This is a genomic window from Methylophilaceae bacterium, from assembly GCA_018398995.1.
Lineage (GTDB): Bacteria > Pseudomonadota > Gammaproteobacteria > Burkholderiales > Methylophilaceae.
The window spans coordinates 1,451,130-1,469,472 of record CP073759.1 but is presented as its reverse complement, the minus strand read 5'-3'; the positions used below and the strand labels follow the sequence as shown (position 1 = coordinate 1,469,472).

Annotated in this window: 17 protein-coding genes and 3 pseudogenes; 14 read left to right on the top strand and 6 right to left on the bottom strand. The window is 41.4% G+C overall.

What is annotated here, in order from left to right:
• The first annotated feature begins 9 nt into the window (after positions 1 to 9).
• The 5 genes from umuD (at position 10) to kbl (ending at position 4,882) form a co-directional block, all read left to right on the top strand.
• Positions 10 to 630 carry a translesion error-prone DNA polymerase V autoproteolytic subunit gene (gene umuD, locus KFB94_07480; protein QVL45113.1) on the top strand — a complete coding sequence of 207 codons (621 nt, stop codon included), beginning with the start codon at positions 10 to 12 and terminating at the stop codon, positions 628 to 630.
• Positions 631 to 653: 23 nt separating this feature from the next.
• A complete protein-coding gene (locus KFB94_07475) occupies positions 654 to 1,928 on the top strand; it encodes a Y-family DNA polymerase (GenBank protein ID QVL45112.1) in 1,275 nt (424 codons plus the stop codon).
• Between the two features lie 225 nt (positions 1,929 to 2,153).
• Positions 2,154 to 2,225, top strand: coding sequence for a pyrroloquinoline quinone precursor peptide PqqA (gene pqqA / locus KFB94_07470; protein ID QVL46615.1), 72 nt, complete (start codon positions 2,154 to 2,156; stop codon positions 2,223 to 2,225).
• A 419-nt stretch (positions 2,226 to 2,644) separates the two neighbouring features.
• Positions 2,645 to 3,679, top strand: coding sequence for an L-threonine 3-dehydrogenase (gene tdh / locus KFB94_07465; GenBank protein QVL45111.1), 1,035 nt, complete (start codon positions 2,645 to 2,647; stop codon positions 3,677 to 3,679).
• A 9-nt stretch (positions 3,680 to 3,688) separates the two neighbouring features.
• The gene (kbl, locus tag KFB94_07460) at positions 3,689 to 4,882 is read left to right on the top strand and encodes a glycine C-acetyltransferase (protein QVL45110.1); all 1,194 of its coding nucleotides are present in this window, start codon (positions 3,689 to 3,691) and stop codon (positions 4,880 to 4,882) included.
• A 48-nt stretch (positions 4,883 to 4,930) separates the two neighbouring features.
• On the opposite strand, the gene KFB94_07455 is transcribed toward kbl, so the two are convergent.
• Positions 4,931 to 5,581 carry an HAD hydrolase-like protein gene (locus KFB94_07455; GenBank protein QVL45109.1) on the bottom strand — a complete coding sequence of 217 codons (651 nt, stop codon included), beginning with the start codon at positions 5,579 to 5,581 and terminating at the stop codon, positions 4,931 to 4,933.
• Between the two features lie 226 nt (positions 5,582 to 5,807).
• Here KFB94_07455 and KFB94_07450 point away from each other — a divergent pair, with 226 nt between their 5' ends.
• The 4 genes and pseudogenes from KFB94_07450 to KFB94_07435 all read left to right on the top strand — a co-directional run bounded on the left by KFB94_07450 (position 5,808) and on the right by KFB94_07435 (position 8,851).
• Positions 5,808 to 6,122: a hypothetical protein gene (locus KFB94_07450; protein QVL46614.1), complete on the top strand. Its 315-nt coding sequence runs from the start codon at positions 5,808 to 5,810 to the stop codon at positions 6,120 to 6,122.
• Positions 6,123 to 6,131: 9 nt separating this feature from the next.
• Positions 6,132 to 6,973, top strand: a pseudogene (locus tag KFB94_07445) (flagellar hook-associated protein 3).
• A gap of 339 nt (positions 6,974 to 7,312) precedes the next feature.
• A complete protein-coding gene (locus tag KFB94_07440) occupies positions 7,313 to 7,564 on the top strand; it encodes a helix-turn-helix transcriptional regulator (GenBank protein ID QVL45108.1) in 252 nt (83 codons plus the stop codon).
• Complete coding sequence (locus KFB94_07435; GenBank protein ID QVL45107.1) at positions 7,565 to 8,851, top strand: type II toxin-antitoxin system HipA family toxin; 1,287 nt, start codon at positions 7,565 to 7,567, stop codon at positions 8,849 to 8,851.
• A gap of 419 nt (positions 8,852 to 9,270) precedes the next feature.
• Here the strand turns inward: KFB94_07435 and KFB94_07430 are convergent, their stop codons facing one another.
• From KFB94_07430 to KFB94_07420, 3 genes are read right to left on the bottom strand one after another with little or no spacing between them, the layout of a single operon-like run.
• Positions 9,271 to 9,912 carry a response regulator transcription factor gene (locus KFB94_07430; protein ID QVL45106.1) on the bottom strand — a complete coding sequence of 214 codons (642 nt, stop codon included), beginning with the start codon at positions 9,910 to 9,912 and terminating at the stop codon, positions 9,271 to 9,273.
• A gap of 10 nt (positions 9,913 to 9,922) precedes the next feature.
• Positions 9,923 to 11,341 carry a histidine kinase gene (locus KFB94_07425; GenBank protein QVL46613.1) on the bottom strand — a complete coding sequence of 473 codons (1,419 nt, stop codon included), beginning with the start codon at positions 11,339 to 11,341 and terminating at the stop codon, positions 9,923 to 9,925.
• 43 nt (positions 11,342 to 11,384) lie between these two features.
• Positions 11,385 to 12,029 (bottom strand): flagellar brake protein, encoded by a 645-nt coding sequence (locus KFB94_07420; GenBank protein QVL45105.1) that lies wholly within the window; start codon positions 12,027 to 12,029, stop codon positions 11,385 to 11,387.
• Between the two features lie 344 nt (positions 12,030 to 12,373).
• Between KFB94_07420 and KFB94_07415 the strand changes: the two genes are divergently transcribed.
• Entirely contained in the window at positions 12,374 to 14,350 is a 1,977-nt protein-coding gene (locus KFB94_07415; GenBank protein ID QVL45104.1) for an LTA synthase family protein, read from the top strand.
• A gap of 47 nt (positions 14,351 to 14,397) precedes the next feature.
• The gene (locus tag KFB94_07410; protein QVL45103.1) at positions 14,398 to 14,544 is read left to right on the top strand and encodes a transposase; all 147 of its coding nucleotides are present in this window, start codon (positions 14,398 to 14,400) and stop codon (positions 14,542 to 14,544) included.
• A gap of 115 nt (positions 14,545 to 14,659) precedes the next feature.
• Here the strand turns inward: KFB94_07410 and KFB94_07405 are convergent.
• A protein-coding gene (locus tag KFB94_07405) for an IS3 family transposase (GenBank protein QVL45102.1) occupies positions 14,660 to 15,768 on the bottom strand; the annotation gives its coding sequence in 2 pieces (ribosomal slippage) (positions 14,660 to 15,516 and positions 15,516 to 15,768; 1,110 coding nt in all).
• 157 nt (positions 15,769 to 15,925) lie between these two features.
• Between KFB94_07405 and KFB94_07400 the strand changes: the two genes are divergently transcribed.
• Positions 15,926 to 16,114 (top strand): transposase, encoded by a 189-nt coding sequence (locus KFB94_07400; protein ID QVL45101.1) that lies wholly within the window; start codon positions 15,926 to 15,928, stop codon positions 16,112 to 16,114.
• Positions 16,115 to 16,149: 35 nt separating this feature from the next.
• Here KFB94_07400 and KFB94_07395 read toward each other — a convergent pair.
• Positions 16,150 to 17,237: pseudogene (locus KFB94_07395) on the bottom strand (IS3 family transposase).
• 526 nt (positions 17,238 to 17,763) lie between these two features.
• Here KFB94_07395 and KFB94_07390 point away from each other — a divergent pair.
• Positions 17,764 to 18,096: a DDE-type integrase/transposase/recombinase gene (locus tag KFB94_07390; protein ID QVL45100.1), complete on the top strand. Its 333-nt coding sequence runs from the start codon at positions 17,764 to 17,766 to the stop codon at positions 18,094 to 18,096.
• Positions 18,044 to 18,187 (top strand): annotated as a pseudogene (locus KFB94_07385) (IS3 family transposase). Before KFB94_07390 ends, KFB94_07385 begins: the two are co-directional and overlap by 53 nt.
• The last annotated feature ends 156 nt before the right edge of the window (positions 18,188 to 18,343 follow it).

Here is an 18,343-nt window from a genome sequence, read left to right as displayed (position 1 = left end):
AATAATCAAATGAATAATGCATCTACAACACAATCAAATCGAGGCGGTAAACGCGCTAATGCTGGTCGTAAAACAGGTACAGGTAAGTTTGGTGAAGCAACAGAGGTGCTACGTGTTCCCGCCAGTCAAAAGCCTGTCATTGTTGATTTCTTAGCAGCATATCAGCATAAGCAACAATTAGAGGACGTCATTGATATTAGTTCATTGATGTTACCAGCTTTAAACCAAAAAACGCTCAATATTCCGCTGTTTAATTCAAAAGTACCAGCAGGCTTCCCTTCGCCAGCCGATGATCATGTCGAAAAAAGATTAGATCCTAATGAGTTTCTGATTGATCAAGCTGATGCTACTTTCTTTGTGACGATACAAGGTGAGTCTATGGTTGATGTTGGTTTAATGCCTGGTGACAAAGCCGTTGTGGATCGGTCTAAAACGCCGACTATTGGCGACATTGTATTAGCGGTTGTTGATGGTGACTTCACCATTAAAATTCTTAATCGCAAGAAGGATGGTAGTCCAAGGTTATTGCCTGCGAATCAATCAGGCAAATATCAACCAATCGAAATCAAAGAGAATATGACTTTTGAAGTTTGGGGTGTTGTGACAGGTTCATTTAGACGTTTTAAATAAAACCAACCATATAGAACAACATCATGCGTAGCATTGCTTTAATTGATGTAAACAACTTTTACGTTAGTTGCGAGCGCGTATTCAATCCTAAACTAATCAACAAACCTGTCGTCGTTCTATCAAATAATGATGGCTGTGCAGTTGCGCGCAGTAATGAAGTGAAAGCATTGGGTGTGGCCATGGGAGCACCTTGGTTTAAGCTCAAAGACCTAGCAAAGCAGCACAATATTTTAGCTTACTCATCAAACTATGCGCTCTATGCTGATATGAGTAATCGGGTGATGTCGATACTCAATCATTACTCACCCGATCAAGAAGTCTATTCAATCGATGAATCATTCTTAGACCTCACTGCATTTAAATCAAAAGATTTAGTTGAATATGGTCAAGACATGCGACAGCGGATTAAACAATGGACAGGGCTTCCTGTTTGCGTCGGTATCGGTTCAACTAAAACCTTATCAAAGCTGGCTAATCATTGTGCAAAAAAGCGTCCAGCATTTAATGGCGTTTGCAATTTTAATAGCATGGCATCTGAAGCAGTTAACCAAATATGTAGCGAAATTGATGTTGCAGAAGTCTGGGGTGTTGGCAGAAAGCTTGCACCAAAACTAAATGCGCTTGGCATCAATACCGTATTAGATCTCAAACGGGCTAATCCAGAACGCCTACGCGAGCAATTTAGTGTTGTGATGGAAAAGACTATTCGTGAACTCAATGATACTGTTTGTATTGAGCTGGAAGAAATAGCGCCGCCCAAAAAACAAATACTAAGCTCAAGAAGCTTTGGTTATCCTGTGACTGATTACAATAGTTTGGCTGAATCAATCACGCTCTATATGAGTCGTGCTGCTGAGAAATTGAGACGACAACAATCTTATGCTGGATCGGTTTACGTTTATATTAGAACAAGCCCATTTAAAGAAAATGAACGCTTTTATAGTAATGGCAGAACAATCGCATTGCCCAGCCCAACCGATGACACCAGACAATTGGTAAACGTCGCACTATGGGTCTTAAAACAGATATATGTGCCCCATTTAAACTATGCGAAAGCAGGTGTTATGCTGGGTGAACTTGCTTCACTACAGGGAATACAAACTGACTTGTTTTGCATACAATCCACTTCGCCTAAATCGGATCAGTTAATGGCTACGTTGGATAGCATTAATAAGAAGATGGGTAAGGAATCAATCAAGTTGGCCAGTGAAGGATTTAAAAGGCCGTGGAAGATGAAGCAAGAGAACAAGAGCCCGTGTTATACGACTAATTGGCGTGATGTTATTAGCGCCCAATGAGTGATAAGAAACCGCTAGAAACAAGCGCTAAATAGCCATGTTCCTATTCCAATCTTATTCTCGTTCATTCACGCGGATAAATTTGGCATTGAATCATTACTCACGGTCATGATTTTAATGAGGCTTATCTCATGAAGAGCAATAGTATTGTTTTTGGTTGTTAATGTACTATAAACATATCGACAAGCAAGGTGCTTGTTAATTAAACAACTGAGGAGATTTATTATGTGGACAACACCAGCAGCTACTGAAATGCGTTTTGGCTTTGAAGTAACAATGTACGTAATGAACAAATAATTCTTTACCCGTTAAAGATACCAAAGGGAGCTTAATCGCTCCCTTTTTTGTTATACCGAACATACGAATTACCCGCCGTTTTATGATTAGTCCATTTTCGGCTCTGATTGGAAAAGTCATCATCACCGCAGCCCAACCAATCGTCTCCCTAGTGCCTCTGCAGACAATCCCATTGTAATGGCAGTAGCACACGCAATATTGACGGCAAAAAAAGATTTACTCGGTTGAACTGGTGCATTGATGATAATGTCCTAGGTGTTGTAATGCTTTGAACGGTTAGCGATAGGGTGCTAGATGAAGGTATTGCAGCATTACACGTAATAGCGCGCACCAGCTAAACCAACAATTACATTAAACCCGCATTTACTTTAACACGCGCTAATGTTAAGTTAAGTGCACGTCAATGATTAGGTTGCAAAATGAAAGCCTTAGTTAAAAAACATCCAAAAGAAGGATTGTGGTTAGAAGACATGCCTATGCCAGAAGTAGGCAATAATGACGTATTAATTAAAATTAAAAAAACCGCTATCTGCGGCACCGATATTCATATTTATAATTGGGATGAGTGGGCGCAAAAAACCATCCCCGTACCGATGATTACCGGCCATGAATATGTAGGTGAAATTGCCGATTTTGGTTCAAATGTAGATGGTCTTCAGGTGGGTGATATCGTTTCTGGTGAAGGCCACCTGACTTGTGGACGTTGCCGAAACTGCTTAGGTGGCCGTACGCACTTGTGCCCAAACACCATTGGTGTTGGTGTGAATCGACATGGTGCTTTTGCAGAATATTTGGTCATTCCGGCCAAAAACGTATTTAAACCAAGCCGCCCAATTGATACCGATTTGCTGTCATTTTTTGATGCATACGGCAACGCGGTACACACTGCACTTTCATTTAATATGGTGGGTGAGGATGTACTGATTACTGGTGCAGGGCCTATTGGTAGCATGGCAGCTTTGGTCGCCAATCATGCTGGCGCACGTAATATTGTCATTACTGATGTCAATCAATATCGCCTCGATTTAATTAAAAGTATTTTACCCAGCATTGTCACTGTGAATGTTGCCAAAGAAACCATCACAAAAGAAATGATGGATGCTTTGGGTATTTTTGAAGGGTTTGATGTTGGCTTAGAAATGTCTGGCTCACCCAAGGCGTTTGGCGATATGTTAAGCAAAATGATTAATGGCGGCCATATTGCTATGTTAGCGATTATGCCAACTGGATCTGGGATTGATTGGGATATGGTGGTGTTTAAAGGTCTTACGATTAAAGGGATATACGGTCGTGAGATTTTTGAAACGTGGTATAAAGGCTCGATGATGGTACAAAGCGGATTGCCTTTAGACAACATTATCACGCATCGTTTTCATTACACCGACTTCCAAAAAGGCTTTGATGTGATGCGCTCTGGCGAGTCTGGTAAAGTGATTTTAAATTGGGAAGATTAAAGGTAAAACATGAGCTTTAAGCATGCAAAAGCGAGTATCGCAGCAGATTTAGCCGACATTAAAACAGCTGGATTATGGAAAACAGAGCGATTCATTAGCTCTGACCAAAAAAATAATATTACGCTAGCTGATGGTAGTGAAGTACTGAATATGTGCGCTAACAATTATCTTGGCTTAGCCAATGATCCCGATGTGATTGAAGCTGCTAAAACCAGCTTAGATAGATGGGGATTTGGCTTAGCGTCTGTACGGTTTATTTGCGGCACACAAACATTGCATAAAACCTTAGAACAAAAAGTCAGTGACTTTTTGGGTATGGAAGACACTATTCTATATGCCGCTTGTTTTGATGCAAATGGTGGTTTATTTGAATCCATCTTAGGCGCAGAAGATGCCGTGATTTCGGATGAATTGAATCATGCTTCTATTATTGATGGTGTACGCTTATGTAAAGCAGCGCGTTATCGCTATAAAAATAACGATATGGCAGATTTACGTAGCAAGCTAGAAGAAGCAAAAGCCAACAAAGCTCGCCGTATTTTAATTACCACCGATGGCGTATTCTCTATGGATGGCACAATTGCTCAGCTCAATCACATTTGTGATTTGGCTGATGAGTTTGATGCCATGGTGCATCACGATGACTGTCATGCAACTGGGTTTATAGGCAAAACAGGACGTGGCGTACATGAGTACTGCGGTGTGATGGATAGAGTTGATATCATAACCAGCACCTTTGGCAAAGCGTTAGGTGGTGCATCTGGTGGCTTCACCTCTGGACGCAAAGAAATCATTGATATGTTGCGCCAACGCTCTCGCCCTTATTTATTCTCTAACACGGTTGCACCTGTAATTTGCGCTGCTTCATTATTGGTATTAGAACGGCTTGAGCAATCAACAGCACTGCGCGACAAATTAGAACACAATACCTATTACTTTAGAAAAGGCATGCAAGCCGCTGGCTTTGCTGTTGAGGATGGCGACCATCCAATCGTACCCGTTATGCTTGGAGATGCCCACCTAGCGCAAGAAATGAGCAAGCGACTGTTAGAAAAAGGTATTTATGCGATTGGTTTCTTTTTTCCTGTTGTGCCAAAAGGCAAAGCACGCATTAGAACGCAAATTTCAGCTAAGCATACCTTGGAAGATTTGGATAAAGCGATTAAAGCCTTTAGTGAAACGCGAGACGAGATGGCTATATAAGTTAGTTCTTGGTCAGCTTCAGCGCGCGATACCCCACGCCAGCTATACTTATTCACACATAAGTAGCTGTTCTAGATCTTGCGCATGTTGACAAACCAACCAATGGGGTTGCAATGCCTTCACTGCTTGATCGGCATAACCCCATGTCACCATGGCAAATGCCAGCTGATTATGATCGGCCGCTACACCATCCTCATAACGATCGCCAATATAAATCGCTTGTGCTGGATCAATTTGATGATCTGCCATGATTTTCGCCACCATCAATGCCTTTGAGGCTAACGGGGGTTGATAGCTATCTAAAGCAAACACACCATTAAAATAATGATGCCAATTGAGATATTGTACTAATTTTTGCGTTGGGAAATCACGCTTATTGGTTGCAATATAAAGTGTGTATTTTGCTTGCTGAAGCTTGTCAAGTAGGTGTTGGATACCAGGATATACAGTCGCTTTTTGGTAAGCCGCACAATCATAATGTGATTTAAATTGAGTCGCCAAATTTTGTAACAATAGTGCATCATGCTCACCCGCGAGTATGGCCAATGTAGGCATAAGGGGCGGTCCGATTAGCTCAGCTGTAATGGCTTTAGATGGCACGATACGCAGCGAAGAGAATGCGTACTCAAAACTTTCTACAATACTGGGGGCCGAGTCAATTAAGGTGCCATCTAAATCAAATATAATAGTGTGCTTCATCAAATGCTTTATTTCTCTACCAACTTAAACCTAACATCGTATCACATCATCATGCTATTTTAAGCCCCCTGATAGAAGAGCGCGCACAAGTACCCGAGTTAGTGAAAGCAGCATTATTGAATGGCATGGTCACTTTAAAGCAAGATGGTATTAAAAAAGTGCTACAGGGGAAAAACGGATATCGCACAAGTACGTGCAATCTGTTCCTAGCCAGATATTGCATGGTATGCCTGATGAAAAGCGCAATCTAGCCAGACTTAACATGGCACTCACTTTAAACAACAACACCGTCAGCTACGAAAACGCATTTGGTCAGCTCGTTAGCGCTGTTGGTAATAAAACTAACGAACTAAAAGTAACAGGCGCAGCAGCACGATCATTGATGCAACAAAGGCAAGCTGCCCAGCAAGCCGAATCTGGCGTCAATTTAGATGAAGAAGCAGCCAACCTGTTACGTTACCAACAAGCCTTCCAAGCCGCCGGTGAATTCATGCAAATTGCCAGTACACTATTCGAAACATTGCTCACCATAGGTCGATAAGTAGTGATCATGCGCATCAGCACCAACACAATTTACCAAACAGCAATAGGCAAAATAAGCGAGTTACAAGCTGGACAATCAAGATTGCAACAACAAATTGCAACTGGCAAACACATCCTAACGCCATCAGACGACTCTATTGCAGCATCACGCGCACTTGAAATTACCAAATCGGCAAGCATGAATGCCCAATACGCCAGCAACCGCCAAATAGCAAACACACACTTAACTGGCTTAGATAACTCACTAGCGACTATCACTGAATTATTGGTGAGCTCACGCACCCCCCCTTGTTGGCAACGCCGGCACCATAAGCACAGGTCAACGCGTTGCGCTTTCAACCAATTTAAAAGCCACATTAACCCCTAGTTGGCTACGCCAATATAAAAGACGCGCTAGGCAACTATATGTACGCCGGCTTCCAAAGTGATAGCAAACCATTTACCGCCACAGCAACAGGCGCAAGCTACTATGGCGACAGCATATTTCAAGCAGGTGGTAACGATATTTTTAACACCTACAGCGATTTAATAGCAATCTTAGACAACCCAGCCTCAACCGACACCGATGTTACCAACGCCGTAGCCGCCGCGCTCAGCAGCATAGACTGCGGCATCAGCACCGTCAATAACACCCGATCCGCAGTAGGCACCAAACTCAACGAACTCGATGCACTCAACGAATCTGGCGAAAGCCGTAAATTACAATACGCCTAAGCACTATCTGAATTACAAGATGTAGATTACGCACAAGCACTATCCGATTTATCACGACAACAAACCATCCTAGAAGCCGCACAAAAATCATTCATACAAACCACCGGCCTATCGCTGTTTAACTTTATTAGATAAACACTCTCCCCATATCAAACTCGTCACTGCGAGCGTAGTGCGGCAGTCTATACAACCCTTCATCTTGCATCAAATAACAGGATAAAACCGTTACCTTACAATCAAATATATATATTGATCAGATTTGTTCAGTGCTTTTTTCTGAGGCAATAATCGTGTCTGACCCCATTTTTGCTATTCTAGTAACAACACTAGACAACTAGCCTAAAATTACCGAACGGTAATATTACTTGCAACAGAATACCAAAAGACTACAAAAGTTACCTAACGGTAACTTTTTATTGCAATGTGGCAAAAATAATGTAATATATTACCGTTCGGCAACATAGGGATGAAGTGATGGTAAACCAACCAACCAACAAGAATCTCTCTAAAAAAATAAGAACAACAAATGATTTAGGCGAGTTTGTTCGTGAATTTAGAAGCGCTCAAGGAATGACACAGATAGATATTTCAGGCTTAGCCAATACAGGCAACCGCTTTATTATTGAACTAGAGAATGGAAAACCTACAATACAACTTCAAAAGACATTAGATGTATTGGATGCACTTGGTTTAGAAATGGCAATCCAAAAAAAAGGCACCCTCTAAATGAGTGAAGCTAAGAAGCTGGATATTTATAGAGATCACCAACTTGTTGGTACGCTATTCAATCAGGAGCCTATAAAGTTTGTGTACAGCTCATCTTATAAAGATAAGGGACTTTCGCCCAACTTACCTTTATCAGAAGCAGTGCATTCAGGACTGGCGGTAGAGTCCTTTTTCGAAAACCTACTACCTGAGTCCACTATTCGAGATGTATTAAAGCTAAGGCATCAAGTGACCACTACATTCGGACTTCTTAGCGTCATTGGTGGAGACACTGCAAGTGATTTAACTATTCTAACTGAAGGTGAAACACCTCAACCATCACAATCAAAACCAATTACTTGGCAAGATGTTGCGGATGAGTTTGCCCAAGAACAAGGCGTCATTCAAGAAGTTCGTGAAGAAGATCGAGTGAGAATATCACTAGCAGGCGCACAAAGAAAACTCAGCATTTGTATTGATGCCAATGGAGACCCACAACTACCACTTGGAAACTCACCATCCACTTATATTCTTAAACCTGATATTAAAGGTATTGAAGGCGTTTGGGCTTCTGCAATTAATGAAACTTTTGTGATGACACTAGCGGATGAAGTATCGCTTGGTGTGGCTAAAGTAAGCTATCAACCACTTGCAAAAGCCTGCATGATCAAAAGGTATGACAGAGTAGAAGGTAATGATGGAATTATTAAAAGATTACATCAATTGGATTTATGCCAGTTAGACGGAAAACCATCTACAGTTAAATATGAATCAGATGGTGGGCCAACCTTGTTAAGGTGTCGAGAGTTACTCAATGAAAATGGCGTGATAGCAGCTGATATGAAGCGCTTTATTCAATGGATATTTTTCAATCTATTCGTAGGCAACAATGACAGCCATGCAAAAAATATATCCATCTATTTTCTACCAAATGAAGGTGTCAGAATCACACCATTTTACGATCTAATCTCCACCTCACTTTATTCTGGATTATCTCGTAAATTTGCATTCAAAATTGGTGATGAAAACATCCCGTCGAATATCACAAAAGAACATATTACTGCCATGTCTGAATCGCTTGGTTTTAAACCTAAATATGTGCAAAAAATAGCTGAAGAAACTTCAAATACTATACTTGCCTCACTAGAAGAGACCGCAGAAAAAATAAATGGAATAGCAACACCTGGAACTGAAAAAACAATGGTTAAAAGATTACATCATTATATCCTTAGCAATACAAGACGAATCCAAAACCGTTTATTTACAAACCAAAGCAACATTAGCTCAAAGTCATTAAAACCCTATTAAAGCAGTACCCGTTGCAGGTGAACACGTACCTATTACTAAAAAAGCATCCAACCAGATTTCTAGTAACAACACTAGATAACTGGCCACCTTTATCAGGCCAGATGGACAACATCATTGTCTAAGCAACATAGGAGATAAAACTTACCTATGCAACTTATCAAACTAAGCCCACCATCTTTAACGCCTTTATTTCACGCTAACAGTCTGGACCACTGCAATGCTTGGAGGGCATAAGCCCTCTTTAATAGCTGTCTCACTAATGGGGAAGTTGACAGCTAACACTTGTTGCATAAATTGATGCAAATCTGCATAGTCAATATAGCGATACTATTAAGTAGAGCATGCGTTATTATGAGAAAAAAATGGCAAAGTTGATGCCAAAATAAAAGCTAGAAAAGTAGCTTAATTAGGCCAAGGGATTAATCGACAAGATTATTTTTGATTGCATAATGGGTAAGATCTGCATTATGTTTGAGTTGCATTTTTTCGAGCAATCTTGTGCGGTACGTGCTGATTGTTTTAACAGATAAGGACAATTTATCTGCGATTTCGCTAACTGAAAAACCAGAAGCAATTAATATTAATGTTTCATATTCGCGATTAGACAAGCTTTGATGTAATGCTTTATCGCCTACACCAAGAACCTGATTAGCCAAAATTTCGGCGACAGCGCTACTGATATACTTTTTCCCTGTTGCCACCACATGGACAGCACCTACCAACTCACCCGAGGCGCTTTGTTTGCATAAATAACCAGAAGCGCCTGCTCTTAAAGCCCGTAAGGCGTATTGATCTTCACGGTGCATCGACAGCATCAGCACAGATATGTGTGGATTATCTTTTTTAATATATTGCAAGGCCTCAATGCCACTTCGATCAGGTAGCGAAATATCAAGCAAGAGCACATCAACATCAAGCTCTCGGCACTGCCAAATAGCCTCATTGGCTGTGCCAGCCTCTCCAATGACTTCAATATCCCCAGCCTCAGACAGCACTTGCTTCAGACCTGCCCTCAAAATGGCATGGTCATCCACAATGATAATATTAATTTTCTTTTCCATAGCGCTTTACTTAATCAGTCAGCCATTCGTTTGATGGCAGTCCATCGGATTGAATATTGGGTAAAACAACTGTCACACGCGTTCCTTGCGTTGGCAGCCGTTCAATCAAAAACTTTCCTTGCAATGCGGCAACACGCTCCTCCATCCCGCGCAATCCAAACGCATCAGCTTTCATCACATCACTCGGCTTAATACCAACACCATCATCGGTAATCAATAACTGAATTGCATCTGAGCTAAACAATAACGCGACATCTACTTTGCTTGCTTGTGCGTATTTTGCAATATTAGACATTGCTTCTTGGCATATCCTAAACAATGTTGTGGCTTGCTCTGTTGTGCCTTTTTCATCATGGCGATCTGTATTAAATGAACAAGGAATATCAAACTGCTTCTCAAATTCTTTTGTCTGCCACTCTAATGCAGCAACAATACCGAGCTCTAAAATATTGGGTCTTAAATCACCAGAAATACGATGCACCGACTCAAAGGTTGCATCTACAATAGATTTTAATTTTTGGGTTTTTTCAACTAATAGGGCTTGATCATCAGGCAAATGCTTATGTAATGATGCCAAACCAATTTTAATGACTGTTAAATTGCCACCCAAATCATCATGTATTTCACGGGCAATTCTAGTGCGCTCCTGCTCTTTTACAGAATTTAAATGCGCAGATAGTTCCGCCAAACGTTGACGAGATTGTTCCAGCTCAATTTTTTCAAGCTTGCTCTGCGTGATATTCGTCATAATGCCAGACCATTGAATAACGCCATTCGATAGCTTGGTAGGGCTCGCTCTCAGATTGACCCATTTGGTATCTTGCCATTCATGAATCCAAAATCGCCCTTCCCAATTCAACATTGTTAGACTCGTGACAGAGGATTGAATATCGGCTTTTAGTCGTGCGAGATCGTCTTTATCCATAAAGTCAAAAAATTGTTGAGGCGATTGTTTTAACGCGTTTGCTTCCATCCCCAATAGCGCCCTGCAACCATCACTTAAGTAATTAAAACTGATGCCATCATGTTCATCCATCTGAAACTCAAACACCAAACCCAGTGTATTTTGTACTAATACTTTAAAACGACTATCGTTTTCATCTACAGTCGCATTGTGTGCTTCATCACTACCCGATTTAATCAATAGCAAGTATTGACGATGATGCTCTTCAATGAAGGTGATATTAAAACGGTCAAAAACAAGAAAATGGGGGTTGCTGGACGTGCCAGAAGAAAATGCCTTGATGAATGATGGCGACTGCACAAAAGCCAACAGCGCCTGCTTGCTAACGCCAAGCGTTTGCTCAAGTGGTTGCTGTTGCAAGACTTTTAATTCACCATCTAGTACCACGCAAGCACGGTGACTGGCGGAAATCAATTGCATGAATCTGGCATCTAGCAAGAACACTTGATCTTGCGTACCCAACATCAACCCAGCCAATAATCGGTTGCTAGCTAATTCGTGTAACAAATCATTCACCTTTAGCTAGCACCAAAGCTTGGCGTTCGAGATTAGTCACATATTGCTGAACAGGTCTTTCTTGTTCACGAGACAATCCAACAAAAGCAAATCCTACTCGGAATTTTTTGGTGCCATTTAACAGCATCGTCTCGGTAATATGCTTCACGCACAAACTGAAGTGAAGCACGCCAAAATGAGGTAATGTGATCATGCAATTTGAGAACACTTTTTCCACCGCCAGCAAAGAAAACAAATGATCAGAGATAGTACCAATACCACCTAAACTGGCATCTACTATCGTTATCGCTAAGCTTTCTTGGGCATGATCAATAGGATTGACATAAGGGATATAACAAATAATAGGCTCAATTGTTGGTGTTAACGATCGGAAGAACTCTCTGCGCTGAAAGCGATATAGCTGAGTAGGCAAGGCCATCTTAAGTGCTTCACCATCTTTTAAGCGCACTTCAGTTAATTGCTTGGTATGCCACCTCATTTTAATACCATCAGTTTTAGAAAAGGCAATCGAATCACTATTTAACAATCGTTGGTTAAACCCAGGATCCAAACTTTTATCCATATAAACAAATTTTTTATCTCGACTCACACCAATAACAGTGGTCAAGCCTTGGTCTTTGCCATAATTAAATGACAAATTTAAAGTTGTTTTTTTCTAGCTCAGTCAATATTTGCGCAATTTCTACTGAATGATGGATTAAGAACTTATCATCATTGTGTACAGTTTTTTGATTTGCCATTGGCTCAACATTTCCTTTTCAATCGTTATTCCGTCTCAAGGGCTTAAACCCATATCACTATTCTAAATCAAGATCGCTCGAAATGCAGATATAAAGAGACTTTCAAATATTATTTGAATCAGAATAACCCGCAGTTTGACGACATGCAAATTTAAAACAACTTTAATCAAAAACGAAGTAATTATGATTGAAACGCTTATAATACTGTTCCATTTTTACCCCTTTAAAATACGAAGCAACCATGATTAAAACCCTCTGGAAAAGTGTAGGCCTTTTTGGTCCTTATGCGCCATTTATTGCCATGTATATAATGGCATTGCCCCTACTGTCACTCACGCGCATCGGGCTATTACTGTGGCAAGCAGAGCGCGTCGCCGCTACCGGCGCTTGGGCAAATATCCTATTGCAAGGTGTAAGAGTCGATGTCATTCAACTTGGCTTGCTTACGATTATTCCATTAATGATTGCCCCAATTTTCTTTCATCAAAGCATGTGGCATCGATGGAAAAAACTGTGCTATATCTGGGTGTTTTTATCGCTGGTATTATTGATTTTCTTAGAAGCAGTATCACCCGCGTTTATCGCAGAATATGCAACGCGTCCAAATCGTTTATTTATTGAATACTTGCAATATCCCAAAGAAGTCATTCCAATGCTTTGGAATGGCTTTCGCCTAGCCGTATTGAGTTGTGTCAGCGTCAGTATTGTAGCGATATTTTGTATAAAAAAATGGTTGCAGCCATGGCTAAGTCAGCCTCGTCCATCACCCATGTTGCGCCATTGGGTAGCGCTACCATTCGTCATTTTGCTGGTGGCATTGTCAATCCGTTCAACCACCAATCACAGGCCAGCTAACCCAGCCATGTTTGCAATTACCAATGATACTTTGGTGAATTCACTCACCATCAATTCAACGTGGTCTGTTTTTCATGCGATTTATAATTTAAAGCATGAAAGTAAATCGAGTGAGATATACGGCAAAATGCCGCTTGAAGACATCATGCAGCAAGTACAGATGACGCGTGACAAGCTACAAGATAAACGCCCTTTGCTTAAGCATACTGATATCCCCACACTCACGCAACAAGTGGCGAGTGTGCAACGCGACAAACCACTCAATCTGGTGATTGTATTAGAGGAAAGTTTAGGCGCCACATTTGTGAAGTCTCTTGGTGGCCTGCCAGTTACGCCAGAATTAGAAAAGCTAAAGGCTGAAGGCTGGTGGTTTGAAAATTTATACGCCACTGGCACACGTTCGGTCCGTGGCATTGAGGCTGTCGTGGCCGGCTTTCCTCCTACACCAGCACAAAGCACAGTTAAATTATCTTTATCCCAACAGCATTTCTTCACACTGGCAAGCTTACTGCGTAAACACGGTTACACCAGCGATTTTATTTATGGCGGCGAAGGCCACTTTGATAACATGCGTAACTTTTTTCTTGGCAATGACTTTAACAGTGTTGTGGATCAAGACGACTACACCAACCCAATTTTTACTGGTAGCTGGGGCGTATCAGATGAGGATCTTTTTAATAAAGCACATGAACAACTGATGCAACACCACGCAGATGGCAACCCATTTTTTACCTTGATTTTTAGCTCCAGCAATCACACCCCTTTTGAATTTCCAGATGGACGTATTGACTTACACGAACAACCCAAAGCATCAGAAAACAATGCTGTCAAATATGCGGATTATGCTTATGGTGAATTTTTCAAAAAAGCAAAAGTCAGTCCTTATTGGAAAGACACCCTATTTTTAATCGTTGCTGACCACGACATTCGCATCAGAGATGATGATCTAGTGCCAATTGCAAACTTTCATATCCCTGGATTGATTGTAGGTGCAGATATTCAACCACGCACGATCAACACAGTCGCCAGCCAAATTGATTTACCAACCACACTCATCTCACTCATGGGGATTGATGCCCAACACCCCATGATAGGACGTGATATTAGCTCAGAACCAGATGAGATAGCGGGTAGAGCCATGATGCAATATCAAGACAATTATGCTTGGATGGAGGGTGAGCAAGTGGTCGTTTTAAGAGAAGATAAACAACCTTATCATGCTACTTATGATCGCACTATTAAACAACTAGTGCCAACCAAAAAACCCAGGAATGCTTCTCAGATCTATCAAAGAGCATTGAGCCACGTATCTCTTCCTTCATTGCTCTATAGAAAGCAAAAATATAGTTTGCCAAAAGAGTAATATTGTAATTCTGTCTTGATGTCAAAATGGTCAATCTTAAAGTAGCGGTGCGGCAAATACACACCGAGATGCATGCGACATATGGTAGCCGCAAAATGCGTGCTGAGCTCAACGCACAACGCTTTACTGTTGGACGCCACAAAGTACGCAGTTTAATGCGCACACTATCGCTGAAGGCTAAGCGACCTAAGTAACACCGCTATCCTGTTGCAGGTAAGCCTAGTGCGGTTGCGCCTAATGCACTCAATCGGCAATTTAATCCACCCATGGCGAATGTTAATTGGGCAGATGATATTGTCAACTTCCCCATTAGTGAGACAGGTTTAAATTAGAGTTTTCCATTTTTGCGCGATACACCGCTGGCGGTAAATCGCCCAAACTTTCATGTGGTCGCTCTTCGTTATAATCAAGCCGCCACACCCACGCCATCTCTCGTACCTGCGATAGCGTTTCAAATAAATACACATTTAGGAACTCGCGGCGGAATGAACCGTTAAATCTTTCCACGAAACCATTTTGTTGCGGCTTGCCTGGTTGGATATAAACTACATCAATACCATGGCTCTCACACCAATCGTGAAACTCAGCAGCAATTAATTCAGGACCATTATCAACGCGGATTTGTTGCGGTAATCCGCGCTCGTGTTTTAATTGCTCCAGCACGCGAATCACTCTTGCAGCAGGCAGACTCGTATCAACCTCTATCGCTAAACATTCACGTGTGCCTTCGTCAATAATATTCAGTGTGCGAAACCGTTTTCCACAATACAGTGTGTCATGCATAAAATCTAAAGCCCATTGATGATTCGGATACAAACTTACCTCAAGCGGTTGTGCAATCCGCTTTGGCAATACTCGTTTAGTACGTCTGCCCAAATTCAAGCCCATCTGGCAATAAACACGGTAAACACGCTTGTGGTTGAATATATATCCAGCACGACGTATACGCTGATAGCATTTCCAGAACCCCGCACGTGGCGACTTCTTTAATTGTTGATTAAGCGCATCAATGACAGCCGCATCTGCTATACGCCAGTTGCGTGGTGCTCGGTAATAACTCGCACGACTCAAGCGTAAAGTGGCACAGGCCTTGGCAATTGATAGTCCAAATTGCACTAGATCAACCACTGCATCGCGTTTTGCGTCTGTCACCAACCCTTTTTTTCGATTAAGCCTTTTAACGCTGCATTTTCTAAACTCAGATCAGCAAACATCCTCTTGAGCTTGTCGTTTTCTTCTTGCAGCTCACGTAGCTTCTTAACATCAGAAGCCTCCATACCACCGTATTTGCTTTTCCAGTTGTAATAAGTGGCGTTACTAATACCATGCTTGCGGCATATGTCTTCTACCTTAAATCCAACATCAACTTCTTTTAATATCGATACAATCTGTATTTCCGTAAATCTTGCTTTCTTCATCTATAGTCTCCTGAGTTATTGATATCTTCTCAGAATACTCTAATTAGTTGTGTCTCAGTTTATGGGGAGTTGACACTGTGAGCTTGATGTGGTAAGGCCTGAAAATATTATACACTTTTTATGTTACAAATTACTCTAGACATAAAAAGGAAGAATCATGGCAAAAGGCATTCGTTACACAGACGAATTTAAACAAGAAGCAGTCAATCAAATTATCAAACACAGCTATGACATAGCTGAAGTTTCCAATAGGCTGGGCGTCAGCACCAAGAGCCTCTATAAATGGAAGCAAGCTTTTTCCAAGCCACCCAAAGCCCGCGAATCGGAACCAGATCTGCAGGGGTAATCCCCCCAGCAAAAAGTAACGAATAAAAGTAGAGCTTAGGCAACACGTTGTAATTTCTGCATTGGAGTCATGCCACCGATGCCCATGTTTGGCCTTTCATGATTGTATGTCCAAAGCCAATGTGTAGCAAACGCCTGCACTTCTTTAATCGTATCAAACAACATATGTGCCAACCAATCATAACGGACTGTACGATTGTAACGTTCTATATAGGCATTTTGCTGTGGGCTACCTGGCTGAATATAATCAATCCTAATCCCTCGCCTTGCCGCCCATTCTGTTAGCGTTGCACTGATATACTCAGGGCCATTATCACAACGGATGATATTTGGTCTGCCACGCCATTCAATAATCTGATCTAGCGAGCGCACCACACGCGCTGAGGGTAATGAAAAATCAACTTCAATGTTAAGCCCCTCGCGGTTGAAATCATCAATTACGTTAAATAGCCGAATACTACGCCCATCCGATAGCTGATCATGCATAAAATCCATTGACCACACCTCATTGATGCGCCCAGGTACAGTCAGTGCCAAGGGCTTCTCTCTAACTAGCCGCTTACGCGGCTTAATACGCAGATTAAGCTCTAAAAGACGATAGATGCGATATACACGCTTATGATTCCAGCCAAAGCCTTTCACATTGCGCAAGTATAGAAAACATAAACCAAAGCCCCAGTTACGCTGGTGCTGCGTCAATCGTAGTAACCAATCTGCAATGTCATCATTCTCTGTGGATAGCATAGCGCTATAGCGGTAGCAGCCTTCACTTAGGGCAAAGGTATTGCAGGCCAATCGAATACTCAGACTTTTATGCTCAACCACCCAGCGTGCCATCTCTCGACGCTGAGATGGCTTCACCACTTTTTTTGCATCAACTCTTTGAGTACGTCTGCTTGAAGCTGAACTTCGGCATACATTTTTTTAAGGCGTCGATTCTCATCTTCGAGCTCTTTCATGCGAGACACCATGGACGCATCCATGCCACCGTATTTAGCACGCCATTTATAAAATGTGGCGGAGCTCATTCCATGCTCACGGCACAAATCAGGTACTGGCGAACCGGATTATGCCTGTTTCAATATGTTGATGATCTGACTCTCGGTAAATCTTGATAGCTTCATGTAAAAATTCCTTTAAATCTAATTAAGAAAATTCTACTTCTAAATGCTACTTTTATGCGGGGGGATCCTATCAAGGCTCAAGAAATTTTCTAGTTCTGTGACTTTAAAACTTCGTTTAAATAGCTCTTGATCAATAAACCTTCTATTAGTTGTAACCAAGTCAATCAACAGCAACTTATTAGTACTTGTGTGTACGTAAATAGAGTTTTCAGACAATTCTACAGCTTCCATATTGGGAACCTGATATTGATACACTCTACCTGTGACTCTATTGACAACTATAAAAAAACAAGTGGATAGGCAAACTTTCTTCAATTTCCATGGTGAACCAACTTGTATTTTCATAATGAATCATCCAGTCAAACAATTAATCTAGTTAACATATTGATTTTAGTTGTAAAATATTACAATAATTTTATTATTTTTACTATATTTTTAATGTGAAATATTTAAATACAAAAACCTGAACCACATCGACCTGTCCCTAATAACACTGGACTTCCCAGAATTCAGTAGACCATTACAAGTGGTACTTCTGGATCTGTACAGCCGTCAGGCGGTTGGCTGGCAGATGAGTACGCGCATTGACCGCAAAGTAGTATGCGATGCTTTGCATAATGCAATAATCACACGCGGCAAACCAGAAGGTGTGATGGTGCATTCCGATCAAGGGTCGCAATATGCGTCGAAAGATTACCGCGCACTTATCACGCAATACAAACTCACACAAATCATGAGTCGTCGCGTTAATTGTTGGGATAACGCCGTGGCGGAAAGCTTATTTGCAACATTGAAGAAGCAAGCCATTTTATGGTGTACGTTTTTTAACCAAGCAAGAGGCGCAACAGCATATATTTGAGTATATTGAGTGTTATTATAGTCGTGTACGCAGAAACTCAACAAACGGCTGGCTTAGCCCGGTCGATTATGAGGCAGAGTATTATAATTAAATCGAGGGGATGCCTATTCATTTAATTGACTAGGTCCACTCAAGAACTAGCCACCAAACGGCTTTGGACTTAAAATAATTAGCAACCTCACCAGATATTGGCGGCGCACCTCCAAGACGCTTAATTGAGCCTAGTTTAAGCCCTAGTTTTAGTTGA